At 70.3% G+C, this 19,358-nt stretch carries 19 protein-coding genes; 9 read left to right on the forward strand and 10 right to left on the reverse strand.

Features of this window, described 5'->3' with window-relative positions; genetic code table 11:
- Positions 1-52: 52 nt before the first annotated feature.
- The 3 genes from HUT18_RS10325 to HUT18_RS10335 all read left to right on the forward strand — a co-directional run bounded on the left by HUT18_RS10325 (position 53) and on the right by HUT18_RS10335 (position 1,566).
- Positions 53-901 (forward strand): helix-turn-helix transcriptional regulator, encoded by an 849-nt coding sequence (locus HUT18_RS10325; protein WP_176099771.1) that lies wholly within the window; start codon positions 53-55, stop codon positions 899-901.
- Positions 898-1,113, forward strand: coding sequence for a DUF397 domain-containing protein (locus HUT18_RS10330; RefSeq protein WP_254878519.1), 216 nt, complete (start codon positions 898-900; stop codon positions 1,111-1,113). Before HUT18_RS10325 ends, HUT18_RS10330 begins: the two co-directional genes overlap by 4 nt.
- Before the next feature lie 150 nt (positions 1,114-1,263).
- A complete protein-coding gene (locus tag HUT18_RS10335) occupies positions 1,264-1,566 on the forward strand; it encodes a hypothetical protein (RefSeq protein WP_176099772.1) in 303 nt (100 codons plus the stop codon).
- A 100-nt stretch (positions 1,567-1,666) separates the two neighbouring features.
- Here HUT18_RS10335 and HUT18_RS10340 read toward each other — a convergent pair whose 3' ends face one another.
- Together HUT18_RS10340 and HUT18_RS10345 are read right to left on the reverse strand one after the other, a co-directional pair.
- Entirely contained in the window at positions 1,667-2,023 is a 357-nt protein-coding gene (locus tag HUT18_RS10340; RefSeq protein WP_176099774.1) for a VOC family protein, read from the reverse strand.
- 108 nt (positions 2,024-2,131) lie between these two features.
- Positions 2,132-3,151, reverse strand: coding sequence for a GlxA family transcriptional regulator (locus tag HUT18_RS10345; protein WP_176104419.1), 1,020 nt, complete (start codon positions 3,149-3,151; stop codon positions 2,132-2,134).
- 218 nt (positions 3,152-3,369) lie between these two features.
- Between HUT18_RS10345 and HUT18_RS10350 the strand changes: the two genes are divergently transcribed.
- Complete coding sequence (locus HUT18_RS10350; RefSeq protein WP_176099776.1) at positions 3,370-4,785, forward strand: MFS transporter; 1,416 nt, start codon at positions 3,370-3,372, stop codon at positions 4,783-4,785.
- On the opposite strand, the gene HUT18_RS10355 is transcribed toward HUT18_RS10350, so the two are convergent.
- Positions 4,755-6,065, reverse strand: coding sequence for a DUF445 domain-containing protein (locus HUT18_RS10355; protein ID WP_254878970.1), 1,311 nt, complete (start codon positions 6,063-6,065; stop codon positions 4,755-4,757). The genes HUT18_RS10350 and HUT18_RS10355 overlap by 31 nt on opposite strands.
- A gap of 352 nt (positions 6,066-6,417) precedes the next feature.
- On the opposite strand from HUT18_RS10355, the gene HUT18_RS10360 reads away from it, so the two are divergent.
- Positions 6,418-7,737, forward strand: a complete 1,320-nt coding sequence (locus HUT18_RS10360; RefSeq protein WP_176099779.1) for an SGNH/GDSL hydrolase family protein — start codon at positions 6,418-6,420, stop codon at positions 7,735-7,737.
- A 59-nt stretch (positions 7,738-7,796) separates the two neighbouring features.
- On the opposite strand, the gene HUT18_RS10365 is transcribed toward HUT18_RS10360, so the two are convergent.
- Positions 7,797-8,705, reverse strand: coding sequence for an SDR family NAD(P)-dependent oxidoreductase (locus HUT18_RS10365; protein ID WP_176099781.1), 909 nt, complete (start codon positions 8,703-8,705; stop codon positions 7,797-7,799).
- 214 nt (positions 8,706-8,919) lie between these two features.
- Between HUT18_RS10365 and HUT18_RS10370 the strand changes: the two genes are divergently transcribed.
- Both HUT18_RS10370 and HUT18_RS10375 read left to right on the forward strand, forming a co-directional pair.
- Positions 8,920-10,206 (forward strand): sensor histidine kinase, encoded by a 1,287-nt coding sequence (locus HUT18_RS10370; RefSeq protein WP_176099783.1) that lies wholly within the window; start codon positions 8,920-8,922, stop codon positions 10,204-10,206.
- A 35-nt stretch (positions 10,207-10,241) separates the two neighbouring features.
- Positions 10,242-10,886: a response regulator transcription factor gene (locus HUT18_RS10375; protein WP_176099785.1), complete on the forward strand. Its 645-nt coding sequence runs from the start codon at positions 10,242-10,244 to the stop codon at positions 10,884-10,886.
- A 42-nt stretch (positions 10,887-10,928) separates the two neighbouring features.
- Here the strand turns inward: HUT18_RS10375 and HUT18_RS10380 are convergent, their stop codons facing one another.
- From HUT18_RS10380 to HUT18_RS10395, 4 genes are all read right to left on the reverse strand, one after another.
- Entirely contained in the window at positions 10,929-11,789 is an 861-nt protein-coding gene (locus HUT18_RS10380; protein ID WP_176099787.1) for a DUF1707 domain-containing protein, read from the reverse strand.
- A 10-nt stretch (positions 11,790-11,799) separates the two neighbouring features.
- Positions 11,800-12,801: an ATP-binding cassette domain-containing protein gene (locus HUT18_RS10385; protein ID WP_176099789.1), complete on the reverse strand. Its 1,002-nt coding sequence runs from the start codon at positions 12,799-12,801 to the stop codon at positions 11,800-11,802.
- A gap of 93 nt (positions 12,802-12,894) precedes the next feature.
- On the reverse strand, positions 12,895-13,698 hold the full coding sequence (locus HUT18_RS10390; RefSeq protein WP_176104421.1) for an ABC transporter permease: 804 nt from the start codon (positions 13,696-13,698) through the stop codon (positions 12,895-12,897).
- A gap of 160 nt (positions 13,699-13,858) precedes the next feature.
- A complete protein-coding gene (locus HUT18_RS10395; RefSeq protein ID WP_176104420.1) occupies positions 13,859-14,659 on the reverse strand; it encodes an ABC-2 family transporter protein in 801 nt (266 codons plus the stop codon).
- A 285-nt stretch (positions 14,660-14,944) separates the two neighbouring features.
- Here HUT18_RS10395 and HUT18_RS10400 point away from each other — a divergent pair, with 285 nt between their 5' ends.
- On the forward strand, positions 14,945-17,608 hold the full coding sequence (locus HUT18_RS10400; protein WP_176099791.1) for a transglycosylase domain-containing protein: 2,664 nt from the start codon (positions 14,945-14,947) through the stop codon (positions 17,606-17,608).
- 183 nt (positions 17,609-17,791) lie between these two features.
- On the opposite strand, the gene HUT18_RS10405 is transcribed toward HUT18_RS10400, so the two are convergent.
- Together HUT18_RS10405 and HUT18_RS10410 are read right to left on the reverse strand one after the other, a co-directional pair.
- Positions 17,792-18,133 (reverse strand): co-chaperone GroES, encoded by a 342-nt coding sequence (locus tag HUT18_RS10405; RefSeq protein ID WP_176099793.1) that lies wholly within the window; start codon positions 18,131-18,133, stop codon positions 17,792-17,794.
- A gap of 44 nt (positions 18,134-18,177) precedes the next feature.
- Positions 18,178-18,492: a DUF3618 domain-containing protein gene (locus tag HUT18_RS10410; protein WP_254878520.1), complete on the reverse strand. Its 315-nt coding sequence runs from the start codon at positions 18,490-18,492 to the stop codon at positions 18,178-18,180.
- A 165-nt stretch (positions 18,493-18,657) separates the two neighbouring features.
- On the opposite strand from HUT18_RS10410, the gene bcp reads away from it, so the two are divergent.
- Entirely contained in the window at positions 18,658-19,134 is a 477-nt protein-coding gene (bcp, locus tag HUT18_RS10415) for a thioredoxin-dependent thiol peroxidase (protein WP_176099795.1), read from the forward strand.
- Positions 19,135-19,358: the final 224 nt, after the last annotated feature.

Raw genomic sequence — 19,358 nt, forward strand, 5'->3', positions numbered from 1 at the left:
TAGCCTGATTGCCGCCCGAGAACAGGGAGTTCAGGGCGTAGGAGGTAACGAGGTGCCAGAGCGGCCGACTACTCGCCGCCGTCAGCTTGGGGCGACCCTTCGTAAGCTGCGGGCGCGCAAGGGCATGACTCTCGAAGAGGCTGGCGGGCACGCAGGCGTCTCCAAGGCGACCGTCAGCCGGTACGAGACACAAGAAGGCCCGGTGAAGTGGCTTGTAGTAGAAGCGCTTTGCCGTGCCTACGGCGCGACCGAGGCCGAACGGGAGGCGCTTGTCGCCATGGCCAAGAACGCCAAGGAACAAGGCTGGTGGCGCTCGTTCGCCGACTCGATCCCCGAGAGCATGAACCTGCTGCTCACGCTTGAGGACGAAGCGGTCCGCGAAGACCATTTCTCCTGTGTCTACGTGCCCGGGCTGCTCCAGACACGGGCCTACACCCGTGCCGTCCAGCTTGCGAACGAGTTGGAGCGGTCCCCGGAGGACGTCGAGCGGCTTGTGGATATCAGGATGAAGAGGCAGGAGATTCTCACCCGCCCCGAGCCGCCACGGCTGTGGGCCATCCTCGACGAATCCGTGATCCGCAGAGTGGTCGGCTCTGCCAGCGTCATGCGCGAGCAACTCGACCATCTGTTGCAGGCGAACGCCTCCCCGCACATCACACTTCAGATCCTGCCGTTCGCCAAGGGGGCTCACGCCGCCGCTCTCGGCAGCTTCGTCATCCTGGGCAGCAGAGAGCCCTCACTCGATGTTGTGTACGTCGACCTGCACGTCGGCTCCTACTTCATGGAGAAGGATGAGGAACTGGACAGGTACCGTCTTGCGTTCGACTATCTGCGCGCACAGTCGCTGGACATGTCGGCTTCGTCGGACCTGATCCGGCAGGTACGCAAGGAGATGAAGTGAAGCGCGAGATCCGGTCAGACTCCGGCATCAGCCTCATATGGTTCAAGTCGTCCTATAGCGGTGGCAACGAGACGGAGTGCCTTGAGGTGGCCATCGAAGCAGGGGCCTTGTTGCTACGAGATTCCAAGTGCCCCGAGGAGGCGCGTGTCGCCGTGTCCACCCACTCATGGCAGCGATTCCTGGCAGCTCTGGATGACGGCCGCTTCCGCTGAACACGTCTGGTGCCAGGCTTCAACGCCTGGGCTTCGAGCTCGGCTGGTGAAGTGAGTCACTGGTCCCCAGTCCGCACACTTCATCGCCCATACGTCGCGTTAGCCTGCGCGGGTAGGCACGTATGGACACGTACGCACCAGGAGGCAGGCATGGCGAAGGTTCCCTCGGCGGCTGTGGCGGCGGCCGGGCTGGTCGGCGGCTACGCCACAGCCCGCTACACCAAGAAGCGGGAACTCGGCGGTGCCGTGCTCGCCGTGGCCGGGGCCGCCGCCGCGACTCAGTGGCGGGCGCGTGCCGGCGGGAAGGCTGCTGGAGCACTTACCGCCGCCTACGTTGCCGCCTTCGGGGCTTCGCATCCGCTGGCCAAGAAGATTGGGGCCTGGCCGTCCGTCTTCGCCGTGACCGGAGCCGTGGCGCTGGCCTCGTGGGCGGTCGCCGACCGGCACGGCTGAGGCCTTCGCATCGACGCAGAACCCGTGACCGGCAAGGCCAGGCAGAACACCCAGGCCGCGCCGGTCACTTGTGTGTCAGCACGTTGACCACCCAGCACAGCTACTTGTGCTGCAACACGTTGACCACCCACCCACCGGGATCCCGTACAAAGAAGCGCCGTACCCCCCACTCCTCATCCCTGAGTTCGCGAACGATTTCGGCGCCCGATGCCTGGACCGTGGCGTACACCGCGTCGACGTCCTCGACCTCGATGCTCAGGTCGGGGACGACCGGGCCGGTGCGTTCCTCGGTGAAGAAGGAGAGTTGGGCGGTGGGGTTGGAGGGGGAGGCGAGGGTCGTGACCCAGCCCATGTTCATGACTTCCTCGAAGCCCAACTGGGAGTAGAAGTCGCGGTGTTGGGTCATCGACTCGGGTGAGTCGGTGTGTTTGTTGGGCACTACGCGGCGCACGGTCATCGTCGACTCGATTCCTCGGTTCCTCGGTTCCTCAGGTCCTCGGCCATTGGGCCGATCCTTGGGGTTCCCGGTATTGCCTGCCTATCAGGCCCCTCCGACAACAGCCCCTCAATCGGCAGCGCCCCCTCCCCCGCGAACTCCGCGAAACGTCGCCCGGTACGCCCCCGGCGACACCCCCACCCCCGCCTGGAAGTGCTGGCGCATCGACGCGCCCGTGCCGAAGCCGCACTCCGCCGCGATGCGGTCGATCGTGTGGTCCGTCTCCTCCAGGAGGGCGCGGGCGCGGTCCAGTCTCCGTGCGGTCAGCCAGCGCACCGGGGTGAGGCCGGTCTCCTCACGGAAGCGGCGGCTGTAGGTCCGTACGCTCATGCCGTCCTGGGCTGCCAGTTGTGCCAGGGTCAGGGGCTCGGACAAGCGGTCCAGTGCCCAGGTGCGTGAGGTGGCCGTTGAGCTCAACTCCGGTTCGGGGACGGGGCGTTGGATGTACTGGCCTTGTCCGCCCTCGCGGTGTGGGGGTACGACCGTGCGGCGGGCGACGTCCGTGGCGATAGCGGCGCCGTGGTCCTTGCGGATCAGGTGCAGGCACAGGTCGATGCCCGCCGCCTCGCCCGCCGAGGTGAGGACCTGGCCCTCGTCGATGTAGAGGGCGTCGGGGTCGACGGTGACGTACGGGAAGGTCCGGGCGAAGTGGTCCGCCGAGAGCCAGTGGGTGGTCGCGCGGCGACCGTCGAGCAGGCCCGCTGAGGCCAGGACGTAAGCACCGGTGCAGATCGAGGCGATGCGGGCAGTACGAGAGGTGCGGGAGGCGCGGGAGCCGGTCACCACCTCACGCAGGACGTCGGCCAACTCCCCTTCCACAGAGCCCGGTTGAAGTACCTCGTCGAGTTCGTGGGAGGCCGGGACGATCACCGTGTCGGCCACCCGTACCGTCTCCAGGCCGTGGGCAGCGTGGACGGGGAAGTCCGCGTCCGTGCGGATCGGGCCGGGTTCGGGGGCGCAGGTGAGGACTTCGTACAGGGCCTGACCGTCAGGGGTTCGCGCGGTGCCGAACAACTGGTGGACCAGGCCGAGTTCCATCGGCAGTACGCCATGGCGGATCAGCACGGCGACCCGGTGCGGCCGGACCATTCCCGGTACAGGACGCCCGCGCAGAGACGGCGGCGACAGCGGCGGCGGCGGCAGAGCCTGTGGCGGCGGCCGCAGGCGCTGCCGCCACCGCTGGCCTTCACGAGTCTCGGTTCGTTCTGACGCCATGGCGTGATCCTTGCACATCGTGGCCATCTGGCCACTCGTGAGGCACCAGCTCCGAGGCGCAGGCTCACCACATGGCGACGAAATGCAGCAGCATGACCACGAAACGCGGCAGCGATACGCAGTCGCCCCAGGTCGGCGCAGTGCCCCGCAATCAGCCCGCCCCCGCCTCGCGCCACCTCCCCTGGCTGATGGCCGCCCTAGCCGCCCTCGCCCTGATCACCGCCGGCGCCGCAGGCACCCTCGGTGGGCTTCTGGTCGGTCCCCTGCACCGGGACTTCGGCTGGTCACGGTCCGCGATCAGTGCCGGGATGCTGGTGGGGATGGTGGTGTACGGGGCGGGGGCGCCGTTCGCCGCGGCGCTGATGGACCGGTTCGGGATGCGGCGGGTGGTGGGTGGGGGTCTCGGGCTTGTCGGGGTGGGGGCGGGGCTCACTGTGACCATGTCGGCGGCGTGGCAATTCGCCCTGTACTGGGGAGTGTTGGCGGGGGCGGGTTCGGGGGCCGCCGCGCTCGCGTTCGCCGCGGCGGTGGCCGAGCGGTGGTTCGTGCGGCGGCGGGGGCTGGTGACCGGGATGCTCACCGCGGCGGGCGTGGTGGGGCAGTTCGTGTTTCTGCCCGTGTTGTCCGAGGTGATCGGGCGGTTCGGGTGGCGGGCGGCGGTGCTCGGGCTCGGTGTCGTGGCGGTCGCGGTGGCGGGGATGGTGCTGCTTCTCCTGCGGGACCACCCGGCCGATGTGGGTCAACGGCCTTACGGGGCGAGTGAGTTCGTGCCCCGGCCGGTGGCGGGGGCAGGGGCTGCCCGCCGTGCCGTACGGGTGCTCGTACGCAGTGCGCGTACGGGGCCGTTCTGGCTGCTGGCGGGGACGTTCGCGGTGTGCGGGGCGTCGACCAACGGGATCATGTGGACCCATTTCGCGCCCGCCGCGCACGATCACGGCATGTCGGTGACCCTTGCGGCCTCGCTGCTCTCGCTGGTCGGGCTGTTCAACATCGCCGGGACGATCGGTTCCGGGTGGCTGAGCGACCGGGTCGACGTACGGCGGCTCCTTGCCGCGTACTACGCGCTGCGCGGGCTTTCGCTGTGCCTGTTGCCGATGCTGCTCGGGGCCACCGCACGGCCCCAACTGCTGGTGTTCGTCGTGGTGTTCGGGCTGCTCGACGTGGCGACGGTGCCGCCGACCATCGCGCTGTGCCGACAGCGGTTCGGCGCGGACGCGACCGTGGTCTTCGGCTGGGTCAACGCCGCGCACCAGCTCGGGGCGGGGCTGCTCGCGCTGCTCGGCGGCGCGGTCCGGGACGTGTTCGGCTCGTACGACCCGATGTGGGTGGGCACCGGGGCCCTGTGCGGCGCCGCCGCGCTGTTCGCCCTCACCGTGCCGCGGCCGGGCGGAAACAGGGTGCCCGCTGTCCGGCCCCAGGCCTCCACCGCCCGGACTCAGGCGCCCACCGCCCGGCCTCAGGCCCCCAACCTCCGGCCTCAGGCCCCCAGCCCCTGCGACACCGCGTAGATCACCAGCCCCGCCATCGATCCCACCACCGTGCCGTTGATGCGGATGAACTGCAGGTCGCGGCCGATGTGGGCCTCGATCTTGCGGGAGGTGTGTTCGGCGTCCCAGCCGGCGACGGTCTCGGTGATGAGGGAGGTGATCTCGTGCTGGTAGGTGGTGACCACGTAGACCGCGGCGCCCTCGACCCAGCCGTCGACCTTGGACTGGAGGGCGGTGTCCTTGGCCATCCGGGCGCCGAGGGAGAGCAGTGAGGCCCGGACGCGCAGGCGCAGTTCGCTGCGTTCGTCCTCGGCGGCGGCGACGATCATGGCGCGGACGGCGGACCAGGCGGAGGCGATGAGGTCCTGTACTTCGTCGCGGGCGAGGATCTCGCTCTTGAGGCGTTCGACGCGGGCGCGGGTGTCCGGGTCGGAGCGCAGGTCGGTGGCGAAGTCGGCGAGGAAGCGGTCCAGGGCGCCGCGGGCGGGGTGTTCGGGCATGTCGCGCATCTCGGTGACGAAGCGCAGGAGTTCGCGGTAGACGCGCTCGCCCACCTTGCGGTCGACGAAGCGCGGGGTCCAGCCGGGGGCGCCGCCCTCGACCGCGTCCATCACCGAGTCGCTGTGCAGGACCAGCCAGTCGTGGGCGCGGGCGCAGACCAGGTCGACGAAGCGGTGGTGGCCGCCGTCCGCGACGATCCGTTCCAGCATGCCGCCGAGGCCGGGGGCGATCTCCTGGGCGTCGGCGCGGCGGGTGATGGCCTCGCCGACCACGGCCTGGACGTCGGAGTCGCGCAGTACGGCGAGGGCGCCGCGCAGGGCGGTGGCGAGTTCGGCGGTGACGCGGTCGGCGTGTTCGGGCTGGGCGAGCCAGTTGCCGAGTCTGCTGCCGATGCCGACGGAGCGCAGGCGGCTGCGTACGACGTCGGAGGAGAGGAAGTTCTCGCCGACGAAGTCGCCGAGGGAGACGCCGAGTTGGTCCTTCTTGGTCGGGATGATCGCGGTGTGCGGGATGGGCAGGCCCAGGGGGTGGCGGAACAGGGCGGTGACGGCGAACCAGTCGGCGAGGGCGCCGACCATGCCCGCCTCGGCCGCCGCGGCGACGTATCCGGCCCAGGCGCCCGCGCCCTCGTGTTCCGCCCAGGTCGCCAGCGCGTAGATCACGGCGACGGACAGCAGCAGGGCGAGCGCCAGGGTCTTCATGCGGCGGACGCCGCGGAACTTCTCCTCGTCGGCCGCGCTGTATGTGAATCCGCTCACATGACGCCCGGCGGTTCCCTCGCCGGAGGGCTTCGTCTCCAGGGTTTCGTCCACTTTCGCCAGTCCGTTCGCCGTGCGAGTGCGCAGGTCCCGACCGCATTGTGCCCTGCCGGGGGCACGCGGCCCGGAGTGTGGCCAACTCCTCATGTCCCGGGGGCCACCAAGGCCCGGGATTACGCGTCCTGATCAGTGCCGCATCATGGAAACAGCAGTACCGAAGGCCACAGCTTCACCACCTGTCACACACAGCACGTGAACCTCCGCTTTACGCAGTTCAGACGGATCCGGTTCGTTCGGACGGACACAGTTCAGACGGACTCGGTTCGGGACAGCACCGGTACCGCCCATCACAGGAGCTCGACATGGCTCCCCTGCTTGAGGAGACCCGCACCGCATGACCAGGCGCAACGGTTATGCCTTGCTCGCCGCCATCGTCGCCGTCGTCGTCGTGATCTCGACGGCCATCTATCTCGGTGTCTCCCGTACCACGGGCAACGACCGGGACGATGTGGCCGGTTCCCGCAGTCAGCAGAACCGGGCCGCACCCGCCTCCAACGGGGCCTGGGTCGGCGCCTGGTCGAGTGCGCCCGCGGGCGCCGAACCGGGAACCCGCCTCGCCGGACACGCGGGGCAGTCGCTGCGCAACGTCGTGCACACCAGCGTCGGCGGGTCGGGCGCCCGGGTGACCCTGTCCAACCTGTTCGGGCAGCGGCCGCTGAGCATCACGCACGCCTCCATAGCCCTGGCCGCCGCACCCGACTCCGCAGCGGCCGCACCCCGCACCATGCGCCGTCTGACCTTCGCCGGGCACCCGAACGTGGTCATCGCGCCCGGCCGCCAGGTCGTCACCGATCCGGTACGGCTGACGGTGCCCGCCGACACCGACGTCATGATCACCACGTACTCACCGACCCCCTCGGGCCCGGTGACGTACCATCCGCACGCCCGGCAGACCTCCTTCGCCGCGCTCGGCGACAACACCGAGTCCCTGGACGGCGCCCCGTACACGCGCGCGACGCAGACCTGGCGTTATGTGACCGCGCTCGACGTGCTCAGCCACGAGAGCGAGGGCACCGTCGTCGTCCTCGGCGACTCGCTCACCGACGGCATCAGCTCCACCACCGACGCCAACCACCGCTGGACCGACTTCCTCGCCGACCGGCTGCGCACCGAGCGCGACGCGCCCCGCTACGGCGTCGTCAACCAGGGCATCAGCGGGAACCGGGTGCTGTCGGACGGGAACGGGCGGCCCGCCGTGAACCCGAGCGGCCTGTCCCGCTTCGAGCGCGACGCCCTCGGCCGCAGCGGCGTGAAGGCCGTCGTGATCGTGCTCGGCGTCAACGACATCCTGCGCACCCCGCACGAGGTCAACGCCGACCGCATCGTCGAGGGCCTGCGCCGGATGACCGGCCAGGCACATGCCCGTGGCATACGCGTCGTCGGCGCGACCCTGATGCCGTTCAAGGGCCATCGCGGCTTCACCCCCGAACTCGACCGGGTACGGCAGAGCGTGAACGAACAGATCCGCTCCGGCCAGGTCTTCGACGCCTACACCGACTTCGACAAGGCCGTACGCGACCCCTACGACCCGCGCCGCCTGCTCGACCGCTACGACGCGGGCGACCACCTGCACCTCAGCGACGCGGGCTACCAGCGCATGGCGGAGACCTTCGACGTGACGGACCTCAAGGGGCGGGCTCCGGCGCGGCTTTAGCCCTCGGGAACCCGCCCCGTGCGGGCGGGACCCAAAACGCGCCGGGCCCCGCCCGCACCTCACAGGCCGGCGAGCTGCCCGCCGTCCACCAGATGCGTGGAACCGGTCTGGAAGCCGAAGTCGGGTGAGGCCAGGCCCAGTGCGGCGGTGGCGATCTCCTCGGGGCGGGCCGCCCGTTTGAAGGCGTCCACACTCCGGCTCGCCAGATCGGCCTTGAGCCGGGCCCACTCGCCGTCCGAGATGCCGCCGGGCCGGTGCACGTCCAGCATCGGGGTGTCCGTGATCCCGGGGGCCAGCGCCACCACGCGGATGCCGTGCGGCCCGTTCTCGATCGCCGCGGCCTGCACCAGGCCGGTCACCCCGTTCTTGCTCGACGTGTACGAGGCGAGACCGGGGCGGGTCTGGAACTGGTTCGAGGAGCCGGTCACCACGATCACCCCGCCGCCCAGCCGCCGCATGTGCGGGATCTCGTACTTCATCGCCAGGAAGACGCCACGGATGTTGGTGGCGTGCACGTCGTCCCAGTCCGCGACCGACACCTCGTGCAGATCGGTGAACGGCCGTTGCACACCCGCGTTGTTGAGCGCCACGTCGAGTCCGCCGTACGTGGTCACCGTCCGGTCGACGAAGGCCGCCACCTCGGCGGCCTGCCGCACGTCCGCGCGGATGTAGGTGGCCTCACCGCCCGCCTCGCGGATCTCCCGCTCCACCGCGCGGCCGAGTTCGGCCGTCCGCCCGCAGAAGCCGACCTTGGCGCCCTCACGGGCGAAGGCCACGGCCATCGCCCGGCCGATCCCCTTCGTCCCACCGGTGACCAGCACCGTCTTGCCCGCGTACCGGCCCCGCCCGCCGGCCTGGCCGTCCGCCGCCCTGGCCGACGCGGCGCCCACGGCCAGTCCGGTCGCCGCCGTCGCGGCGCCGCCCAGTACGGCGCGGCGGCTCAGCGGCCCGTTCGTGCTGCCCCTCACGTGTGTCCCCTTCCGGGTCCCTGCTCGGACGCGGCATGGGTCCGGCCCCCACCGCGCGCCGGTCCGTACCGGCACCCCGCACTCTGTGGCACCCCGCGACCGCTCACATCCCCCCGGCGTCGGGGCCAGCGCCCCACCAAGGACGGTGGACAGCTCTCCGCTCCCCCTACTTTGGTCGCATGTGCCGTGCGCCGACGCTCCCTACGATGACCGGGTGCCGATCACCGAACTGCACGGCCGTATCCCGCACTTGACGTGCCGTCACCTCCAGTGGCTGACCGGTGCCGGGTTCGTCCTCGTGCTGTACAAGTCCGTGTACGACGCGCTCACCGTCCCGGCGGGGCTGCTCCCCGGCGCGGCGGCCAGCGCCGTCGTCGCGGCACTGCTGTGCGCCGCGCTGCCGCTGTGCCTCAGGCTTCCCGTGCCGGTGGCCGTGGTGACGCTGGCCGGGTTCCTCCTCGACAACCATGTGTGGCCGCTGCTCGTCGCCCTGTACGTGGTCGCGCTGCGCCGCTCGGCGCCGGTCGCGCTCGCGCTCACCGGCACGGCCTACGCGCCCGCCTCGATCGGCCCGTTCCGCGAGTTGGTGGACATGCCGCAGCTGACGTTCATGCCGTGCGCCGCGCTGCTCGTCCCCCTCGCCTTCGGCATCGCGGCCCGCAGCCACCGCGAGGTCGCCCGGTCCCTGGCCCGCCAGCTGGAGCACTCCGAGGCGGCCAACCGGCTGCGGGACGACCGGGTACGGATGGCCGAACGGGCCCGTATCGCACGGGAGATGCACGATGTGCTCGCCCACCGGCTCAGCCTGCTCGTCCTGCACACCGGAGTGCTCCAGCGGCGCGGCGCCGAGATACCCGAGCCGGTCCGCGAACGCCTCGGCCTGCTGCGGGACACCAGCGCGCACGCCTTGGACGACCTGCGCGACCTACTCGGTGCCCTGCGTGACCGGGCGGATCCCGCGCCGCTGACGCCCACCGGGGAGGACCTGCCGTCGCTGATCGCCGAGTCCCGGGCTGCGGGCACACAAGTGCGCGCCCATATCGCGGAGTTGGGTGCGCTCCCGACCGCGGTCCGGCTCGCGGTGCACCGCATCGTCCAGGAATCCCTGACCAACGCCCGTAAGCACGCGCCGGGGGAGCCGGTGGATCTCACGGTCACGGTGGGGCCGCGCGAAGTCGGCGTGCGGGCGGTCAACGCCTGTGCGGCTGCCCCGCATTGGGCGCAGGCCCCGACAGCCGCCGCACCCGACCGCAGGCAACTCGGCGGCTCACAAGGGTGGTTCACCGCCTCCGGCACGGAACTCACCACCGGTGGCTACGGGTTGATCGGTGTGGCCGAGCGCGTGGCAGCCCTGCACGGACAACTGACCGCACGGCGCACCGCCGACGACCGGTTCCTGCTGCTCGCCCGGCTGCCCGTACCCGTCCACCCCCAGGAGCCGCCGCAGTCACGGGAGGCACCAAAGCCGGAACCGGTCACGCTCCGGGGAGCGACGGGATGAGCGGCGGGGAGCGGGACGGCCGGGCAGGAGGAAACGTGATCAGGGTGCTGATCGCCGACGACGATCCGCTGGTGCGGTCCGGGCTCACCGATCTCGTCGCCACCGACGAACGTCTCGTCCTGACCGGCGAGGCGGCCAACGGCAGTGAGGCCGTGGAGCTCGCACGGCGCCACCGTACGGACGTGGCACTGGTCGACATCCGGATGCCCGTCCTGGACGGCATCGCCGCGACCGGCGCCCTGCGCGCCCTCCCACGGCCGCCCGCCGTCGCCGTGCTCACCACCTTCGACCTGGACGAGTACGTCTACGGCGCGCTCCGCGCGGGCGCGGCGGGCTTCCTGCTCAAGGACACGCCGCCGGACGACATCCTCCGCGCGGTACACGTCCTCGCCGACGGCGGGGCGATGCTCTCCCCCACCGTCACCCGCACCGTCATCAACCGCTTCCACAGCCCCGACGCCGCGCGCGCACGCGCCGCACGGAAGGCGGTGCGGCGGCTCACCCCCCGCGAACGCGAGGTCCTCGCCGCGCTGGCCGACGGGCTGACGAACGCCGAGATCGCCACGCTGCTACGGCTGCGCGAGTCCACCGTGAAGGCACACGTCAGCCGCGTTCTCGCCGAACTGGGTGTGACCAACCGGGTCCAGGCGGCACTCCTCGCGCGCGACGCTGTCACGTAGGCACGCGTCGGCAGCCGTCCGTCCGCGATCAGCGATCAGCGATCAGCGATCGCCGTACTCGCCGCTGCCGTTGTCTCCGTCGCCCCGCGCACGGCCGTGCCCCGACCCGTGACCGTGCGCTCCGTACCCGCCGTGCGTTCCCTGCCCGCCGTGCCGGTCCCGGCCGAGGCGGTCCGCACGGCGTTCGAGCTGCCGTTCGCGGCGCTCCTCCCGGGCGAGACCGCGGGCCTCCCTGCGTTCCAGACGCTCGGCGCGGCGCTCCTCCCGCAGCCGTTCCCGCTCCGCGCGGCGCAGCTTGCGCTCGATGGCGACGCCGCCCATCAGGGCGAAGCCGGTGACCGTCACCTGCGGCGACCCGGGAGTGCCGGGGCCCGAGGCCTCGTCGCCGAATCCGCCCATGACGCCCACACCACTGACCCGTACGGTCAGCTCGGGCGGGACGGTGACCTGGATGCCACCCATCACGGAGAAGCAGCGGAGCACCACCTCCTCCGCCTCGAAGTGGGCCTCGCGCAGGTCGATTTCGCCGCCGCCCCACATCGCGAAGGCGGTGAACAGGCGCGGCACCGTCCAGGTTCCCCTGCGGGTGAAGCCACTCCAGAAGGCGAAGGCGCCCCGCGAGGTGGCAGGGCCGCCGATACGTGCGGGCCAGTGCACCCCGTCGTCCGCCGCCGTGGCCGCGACGCCACCGGGGCTCTTGACCAGCGAGGTCGCCCCGGCAGCCGGAAGGTCCCGGGTCAGCGGCGCCAAGTCCCCGTAGGTGCGCGCCCGGTAGGCCGCTTCGAGGCGCTCCTCGAACTCCTCCATGTCGAGCCGTCCCTCGGCGAGGGCGTCCCGCAGGACCTCGGCGACCCGGTCACGGTCGGCGTCGGAAGCGCGCAGCTCGGGGTGTTCCTCCGTCATGGCGAGCAGCCTATGGTCTCGCCCGGTCCGCGTACATCCGGGCGATGACCGCCTCGATGTCGGGTTCCCGCACCGACAGGTCCACCAGCGGGTAGCGCGCCGCCACCTCGGCGACCAGCGGCGCCGCCGAGGTGGCGGCGGGGAAGGCGAGCCACTGGCGCGGCCCCTCGGTACGGACCACGCGCGCACCGGCCACGTCCAGCGGCGGCAGTTCGCGTTCCAGGTCGACGACGAGCGTGCGCTCGCTCTCGCCCGCCTCGTGCAGGCCGTCCAGCGGACCGTCGTACATCAGTCTGCCGTGGTCGATGACCATGACACGGCCGCAGAGCTGCTCGATGTCGGTCAGGTCGTGCGTGGTGAGCAGCACCGTGGTGCCGCGCTCCGCGTTGAGTTCGGCGAGGAAGGAGCGCACCTTCGCCTTGGAGAGCACGTCCAGGCCGATGGTCGGCTCGTCGAGATAGAGGATCTCCGGGTCGTGCAGCAGTGCCGCCGCGATGTCGCCGCGCATCCGCTGGCCCAGCGAGAGCTGCCGTACCGGGACGTCCAACAGCTCGCCCAGTTCCAGGAGTTCGACGCAGCGGTCGAGGTTCTCGCGGAAACGCGCCTCGGGGATGCGGTACATGCGGTGCATCAGCCGGTACGAGTCGATCAGCGGCAGGTCCCACCACAGAGTGGTGCGCTGACCGAAGACGACGCCGATACGACGGGCCAGACGGGTGCGCTCACGGCTGGGGTCGATGCCCGCGACGCGCAGGGTGCCGCCGGACGGGGTGAGAATGCCGGTGAGCATCTTGATGGTGGTGGACTTGCCCGCGCCGTTGGGGCCGATGTAGCCGACCATCTCACCGCGCGCGACCTCGAAGCTCAGCGAGTCCACCGCCCGCACCAACTTCTTCTCACGCCGCAGCAGACCGGCTCTGCGCCGCACCTCGAAGACCTTCTCCACCGCCTCCAGACGGATCAGCCCCGCGGCCCGTCCGGCGGGCGCGGCGACGGTTTCGGTGCTCGTCATCTCCCCAACTCCCGTGTGTCTTACGAGTCTTGTGCATGGCATGGCATACGGCAGGTGTCAGGCGGCAGGTGTCGGACGACAGGCGGCCGCAGGTCAGCTTCCGGTGCTGCGGTACGTACGCAGGCCCGCGCGCCAGGCGAGACCCGCGAGCGTGCAGCAGGCCACCGCGACCAGCGGCGGGCAGAAGGCGAGCGCCTCGGGCAGGTCCAGCGGGTAGTCGCGGCCCAGGATGTACAGCGCGGGCAGCCAGTTCACGAAGGCCAGCGGAATCACGCAGGTCACCGACCGCACCAGATCCCGGCCGAAGACGCTCGGCGGATACTGCAGCAGCGTATTGCCGCCGTACGTAAAGGAGTTCTGCACCTCGGCCGCGTCCTGGGCGACGAACTGGAACGCGGCACCGGCGACGAACACCGACACGAAGATGCCCGTACCGCTCAGCAGCATCATCGGGACCATCAGCACCTTCAGCGGCGACCAGTCCACCTCCACGGCCCAGAGCGCGTATCCCAGGACCAGCAGTCCCTGCGTGATCCGGCCAAGTCTGCGCAGCGCGAACTTGTCCGCGGCGACCTGCGCGAGCACCGGAACAGGCCGCACCAGCAAGGTGTCCAGGGTGCCGTCCCGCACCCGGCGGCCCAGCCGGTCCATCGAGCCGAACAGCAGGTCCGCCAGGCCGAACGCGGTACCGGCACTCCCGTAGAGCAGCGCCACCTCCGCCAGGGTGTAGCCGCCGAGCGAGTCGACCTGCGAGAACATCAACAGGATCGCGACGAAGTCGAGCCCGGTCGCCGCGAAGTTCCCGAACAGGGTCATCGCGAAGGAAGCCCGGTAGGTCATCGTGGAACGGACCCACATCGCCACGATGAGGCCGTAGGCCCGCAGCCCCTGCGCCATCAGGGCCGCGCGGCCCGTCACCGCCTCTGCCGCCTCTGTCGCCTCCGCTGCCTCTGCCGTCCCGCCGATCTCGGTGATTTCGGCCGTCTCGGTTGTCCCGCCGCTCTCGGTAGCCCCGCCGCTCTCAGTCGTCCCGGCGATCCCCGTGGTCTCGGCCGCGTCAGCCACCCTGGACCACCACCCGTCGCGTCGCCGCCGACTGCACGAGGCGGCCCAGGGCCAACAGCGCGGCCGCCCAGCCGAGTTGGAAGGCGTACCCGGCGACCAGGTCCCCACCGGTGCGCTCGCCGAGCAGGATGTCCGCGGGGAGCTGCATCAGGGCCGCCCACGGCAGGAGTTGGGCGATGTCACCGAGCAGCCCCGGGAACACGTTCAGCGGCAGCAGCATCCCGGAGAAGAAGATCCCGGCGAGCCACGCGATCTGCGCCACGCCCGCCCCGTCCATCAGCCAGAAGGCGGACAGCGCGACCAGAAACCTCAGCGCGAAGCTCACGAGCGTGCCGAGAACCAAGGCGGCGGCGAACGCCAGCCACCGCAACGGGTCGGCCGGGAGCGCCAGTTCGAACATCAGTGCCCCGAACAGCATCGGCGTGATCCCCCGCGCCAGCAGATGAAACGCCGCCCGCCCGAGGTCTCCGGCCAGCCACCACAGCTGAAGGTCGACCGGCCGGTACAGATCGATGGCGATGTCACCGGTACGGATCCGCTCGATCAGCTCATCCTCGAAGCCGCCGCCGAGCAGCGCGAACGCCATGTGCAGCGCCTGCCCGATCCAGACGTACGTCAGGGCCTGCGCCTGGTCGTAGCCGCCGAGGCCGGGCCGCTCCTCCCACAGCGCCACGTACGTGTACGCGAGGATCAGCCCGAAGACGGTGTTCGTGAACACCCCGGCCGCCGTCGCCGTGCGATACGTCGCGTACCGCCGGAACCCACCCCGCGCCACGGCCGCGTACATGCCCACCGCCCCGGCCACCCTGCCCCCTCGCCTCGCTGCCCGCCCATCGGCACCAAAGCGCACGAGCCTAGCCGCGACCACAGCACACCGCGACGCCTTTTCCCCGGGCGGACCACGCCGGAACGCGAGCCGCCACACACGGTGCGAAAGTGTCCCAGAAGGGTGATGCCCGGCGTTTCGGACGCACGAGTGCCGCATCCGCCCACCGGCACGCACCGGTACGCGGACCCGCGGCACGCCGACGGACGACAGCGCAGCACACGGCAACGGCGATCGGGAGTTCGGTCCGACATGAGCGACGACGAGCCGCAGCACCGCGAAATCCCAGACGCAGACAAAGACGCAGGCGCAGGCGCAGGCGCAGAGGCAGACGGAGGTGCAGGCGCAGGCGCGAACGCCGACGCGGGCTCAAAGGCGGGGGCGGGGGACACAGCCGGAGCGGAGGCGGGCGCGGGCGCGGGTGCAGGTGCGGGCGCGGGTGCAGGTGCGGGCGCGGACGCCAGCGCGGACTCCGGCGCGGAATCCGGCGCGGACGCGGTCGCCAACGCCGGAGCAGGCGACAAACCCCCCGCCACCCCACAGGGCTGGGCCCCCCGCACCACCCTCGCCCACGACGGCCCCGGCACCCCCTCCCCCGACGCGAAACCGAACGGCCGCCCACGACGGACCGGACTGCGACGGCTCGTACCCGCCCTGCGCCTGCTGCTCGGCGCCTTCCTCGGCCTCATCCTGCTCGGCGCCGGCGCCTTCCTCGCGGGCTACCTCCTCGTCGACATCCCCGCCGCCAACGCCAACGCCACCGCCGAAAGCAACGTCTACCTCTACGCCGACGGCAGCCAACTCGCCCGCGACGGAGACGTCAACCGCGAGAACATCCCGCTCTCCCAGGTCCCCGAACACGTCCAGCACAGCGTGCTCGCCGCCGAGGACCGCGACTTCTACGACGAATCAGCCGTCGACCCCCAAGCCATGGTCCGAGCCGGCTGGAACACCGCCACCGGAAAAGGCCGCCAATCCGGATCCACCATCACCCAGCAATACGTGAAGAACTACTACCTGGGCCAGGAACAAACCATCACCCGAAAGTTCAAAGAATTCTTCATCGCCATCAAACTCGACCGCGAGCAGAGCAAAGAAGAAATCCTGGAGGGCTACCTCAACACCAGCTTCTTCGGCCGCAACTCCTACGGAATCCAGGCCGCCGCCCAGGCCTACTACGGCGTCGACGCCGCCCACCTGACCCCCGCCCAAGGCGCCTACCTGGCCTCCCTGCTCAACGCACCCAGCGTGTACGACGTCGTCGCCCACCCCCAGAACATGCAACGCGCCGTCAACCGCTGGAACTACGTACTCGACGGCATGGTCAAACAGAAATGGCTCAGTCACACCGAACGCGCCGGACTCACCTTCCCCGTCCCGCACCGCGCCAAAAACAACACCGGCACCGGAATGGCAGGCCAACGCGGCTACATCGTCCGCGCCGTAAAAGACCACCTCGAACAGAACGACATCATCAGCGAAAAGAAACTCGCCACCGGCGGCCACCGCATCACCACCACACTCCAACGAGGAAAACAGAACGCCCTCGTCAAAGCCGTGAGCGACCAACTCCTCGACTACCGCAGCGACGACCGGCCCCAGGACCGCACCGTCCGCGTCGGCGGCGCCGCCCTCGACCCGCACACCGGCAAAGTCCTCGCCCTGTACGGCGGCACCGACTACCTCAAACAATTCGTCAACAACGCCACCCGCCGCGACTACCAAGTCGGCTCCACCTTCAAGCCGTTCGTCTTCACCGCCGCCGTCGAACACCGCTCACGCACCCACAACGGCCGCCTGATCACCCCACAGACCAAATACGACGGCACCAGCGCCCGCACCGTGCAGGGCTGGACCGGCGAGCACTACGCACCCGAGAACGAGGACGACAAGTCCTACGGACACCTCTCCGTAAAGGAAGCCACCGGCAAGTCCGTCAACGCCGTCTACGCCCAGATGGCCGCCGACGTCGGACCACAAAAGGTCCTCGACACCGCCGTCGCCCTCGGCATCCCCGCCAAAACCCCCGACCTCACCGCCACCCCCTCCCTCGCCCTCGGCACCGCCACCGCCAGCCCCCTCGACCTCGCCCAGGCCTACGCCACCCTCGCCGACCACGGCACATACCGCCCGTACTCCCTGGTCACCAAGGTCGCCAAAAAGGGCGAGGACACCATCGAGCCGCCCCGGCCCAAGGCCCACCAAGCCGTCAGCAGAGGCTCCGCCGACACCACCACCGCCGTCCTGCGCGGCGTCGTCGAGCGCGGCACCGGCACCGCCGCCCAGACCGCCGGACGCCCCGCCGCGGGCAAGACCGGCACCGCCGAAGAGGACACCGCCGCCTGGTTCGCCGGATACACCCCCGACCTCGCCACCGTCATCTCCGTCATGGGCCAGGACCCCGACTCGGGCACCCACAAACCCCTCTACGGCGCCCTCGGCCAGGCCCGGATCAACGGCGGCGGCTACCCCGCCGCCATCTGGGGCCAGTTCACCGAAGCCGCCCTCAGCGGCCGCCCCGTCAAGGACTTCGACCTGCGCCTGGCCCCCGGCGCCACCCGCCCCGACCGCACCGGCCCCGACGAGGACGAGCACGACGAACACGGCGACCACGACGAACACGGTGAATCCGCGGACGAAGCCCACGACGCCACCGGCCAGGACCAGCACTCCGACGGCACCGGAACCCAGGACTCGTCCCGCACCCCCGGCAACCAAGACGGCGGCCGGCCCAGCGAAACCGGCGCAACGGACGACGGCAACGAGGACTCCCAGGGAACCGACCCCGGCGCCGACCTCGAGGAAAGCGGAGGCGCGGACGACACCGGCGGAACCGGCGACACCGGCCAGGAACAGTCACCCGACGCACCGGCAGGCGGCGCCCTGCCCTTCTGGCGCCCCGAGAAAGCGGACTGACGAAAATCCCGAACACGCAAAACGAAGTGGGGCCGGTGAGCAGCTCACCGGCCCCACTTCACGGACTGAGAAACAGAAAAAGACTGGCAGAAACGGACTGCCAGAAAGCAACAGACTGACAGGAACAGGAACAGGAACAGACTGCCGGACGCGTCAGAGACAAAGACCTCAGAGATAGAGACCTCAGAGATAAAGACCCGTGGAGTCCTGCGAACCCTCGAACCGGTCCGCCGCCACCGCGTGCACGTCGCGCTCCCGCATCAATACGTAGGCCACACCGCGCACCTCGACCTCGGCCCGGTCCTCCGGATCGAACAGGACACGGTCACCCGCCTCCACGGTCCGTACGTTCTGACCGACCGCGACCACCACGGCCCAGGCCAGGCGCCGGCCCACCGCCGCCGTGGCGGGGATCAGAATGCCGCCACCCGAACGCCGCTCGCCCTCGGCCGAGTCCTGCCGTACGAGCACCCGGTCGTGCAGCATCCGGATGGGCAACTTGTCGTGCTGGGAGTTCTCGCTCACGTCACCGAACCTACCTGCCCGAACAGCCCGCCCACCCGGCCGGGTCAGCCCCTGCGGCGCCGTACGAGAACCAGCGAGGTCACTCCGACGACGACAACGGCGGCCGGGATGACCCGTTCGAGCCGCGGCTGCCCCTCGTCCGAGACGAACCTGGCACGCACCGAGGAGACGGCACGGTTGGCGGCCACGTAGGCACGGCCCAGGGTGTGGTCGACACGGGCCGCGATCCCGGCCTTCGCGTCACCGATGATCGTCTTCGGGTGCACACGCACACCGATCTCGTCCAGCGTCTCGGCAAGCGTCACGCGCCTGCTCTTGATGTCCGCCTCGATCTGCGCGGGAGTCCTGGCATCCGACACCGGGCTGCCTCCGTGGTCGTCGTCGGTCGTTGTCCGAAATTTTTCTACTGGACAGTCTGTCAGCTCCACCGCGACCGCACCCCTCGGCACCCCCCATTGCCCGCGGCTTACCCTCGACCGGTAACCCTGTCCCGGGGCCCAAGGCCCCCCTGCGAGGAGTCCGACATGAGCGAGCGACTGCAGCCCGGCGACACCGCCCCCGACTTCACCCTGCCCGACGCCGACGGCACCAGCGTCTCCCTCGCCGACCACAAGGGCCGCAAAACGATCGTCTACTTCTACCCCGCCGCCCTCACCCCCGGCTGCACCAAGCAGGCCTGCGACTTCACCGACAACCTCCAGCTCCTCGCCGACTCCGGCTACGACGTCCTCGGCATCTCCCCCGACAAGCCGGAAAAACTCGCCAAATTCCGCGACAAGGAAAGCCTCAAGATCACCCTCCTCGCCGACCCCGACAAGTCCGTCCTCACGGCCTACGGCGCCTTCGGCGAGAAGAAGCTCTACGGCAAGACGGTCACCGGAGTCATCCGCTCCACCGTCGTCGTGGACGAGGAGGGCAAGGTCGAGCGGGCGCTGTACAACGTGCGGGCTACGGGGCATGTGGCCAAGATCCTCAAGGACTTGGGGATCGCTACGGGCTGAGCGGGCGACCCCCTTGCCCTCCGCATCCGTACGAAACGGCCTGCCTTCGGGCGGGCCGTTTCGTATGGGCAAGGGACGGGCGCGAAACCATCCGGTCACGTGGCGTAACCAACGGACGGTCGCATCGTTAATTCGTTCGAGGTCACGAACATACGGCCGGAACGGAGAACGTGATGAGAGCCCGCTACACCCCTGAGCTACTGGCAGCAGCAGCCCGGGAGACG

Origin of the sequence: Streptomyces sp. NA04227 (assembly GCF_013364195.1) — a bacterium.
Taxonomy (GTDB): Bacteria; Actinomycetota; Actinomycetes; order Streptomycetales; family Streptomycetaceae; genus Streptomyces.